Annotated in this window: 1 protein-coding gene and 1 pseudogene; both read right to left on the reverse strand. The window is 30.1% G+C overall.

Annotated elements, in window-relative coordinates:
- Positions 1-660 (reverse strand): HTH domain-containing protein (locus KI356_RS26200; protein ID WP_212936905.1); only part of this gene is annotated, 660 nt, incomplete at its 3' end.
- 409 nt (positions 661-1,069) lie between these two features.
- A pseudogene (locus tag KI356_RS26205) lies at positions 1,070-1,243 on the reverse strand (TetR/AcrR family transcriptional regulator); the annotation flags it as partial.

Genomic DNA, 1,243 nt, shown 5'->3' on the forward strand with positions numbered 1-1,243 from the left:
ATACTGAACTCCTAAAAGCTCTTCACAATTCGATAAAATATTTTTTATTATAATAAGTTCCTCGTGATCTTTATTACCTTTTACACTTCTATTATCATTCGTAATATATTTCACATGCGAGATTAAATATTCCCATCCATGCTTTGAAATTATTTGCGAAAGATTTAAGATTAATATATTTCGTTTTCCATGTTCATTCCCTTTAATATTGTAGCCATGTTTACGATCAAAGTTTAATGAGAGCTGAAATTTCACTAACTCTGCTTTTATTTTTTTCAAATCAGCAAGAGCAGTATTACGACTGACTTGCACAAGTTCTATTAAGTCTTCTAATAGAATCCTTTTCTCCATTGTTAGTAAATAAAGAACCAGCAATATTTTTCGTTCTTGTGGAGAATATTCATATTGGCTTGTTGTAAATCCATTTAGCTTTTTTATCACTCTTTGCTTCGTTTCATTATCAAAACAGTAGCCTAAAGGGCGAATATATTCATATGAATTTAAATCCTCTGCAACTAACCAATCTTCTATTTTCTTCATATCATAATAAATTGTTCGCTTTGAAACCTGTATGGATTCCATTAATTGAGATACAGAAACATAGCTATCTGTTTGAATAATTTGCTGTAATATACTTATACTTCGATTGTCTAATATCATATATGATATACACCCTTTCTATACTTGTTCTTAAGTAGATTTGCAAGTATAGATACTAACTTTGCAAAATTAGAATTTGAAATCGCTTTCTATTAATATCTTATCTTATATCTCTCCTAAAATTAAGTCCAAATCCTCGTCTACGCACAGTGCAACGATTGGACTTTTGTTTAAAAATTTTATTATATACATGCGGTATATGAAATTATATAATACATTTTTTTACTTTAAAGACATTTTGTCAATCTAAGTGCGACAGTTCTTCCTGTAACGCTTCGTGGGCAGTTTTCCGTGTGAGTGTGATGTGATAACTTCTACTTTATACGAAGCGAGATGGGCTTTTTTGTTTTTTCTTTAGGTGTCGCACTTAATAATACAATGCGTCAATACGTAAAATATTTTTAACTCATTACCCTTTGTACATGAAATAAATTTGATTTGCAATATAATCTGAACTAAAGTGAAGTCCATTCCTTATCCACCACATGATAATACCTACCAGCGACGCTGTTTTAATATCAACCGCAACATAATTATTAGGTAAATCCTTTTTCGTATTCTCTCTTCTCGTTTCAATTAATTC

The sequence above is a fragment of the Bacillus hominis genome (assembly GCF_018332515.1).
Classification (GTDB): Bacteria; Bacillota; Bacilli; order Bacillales; family Bacillaceae_G; genus Bacillus_A; species Bacillus_A hominis.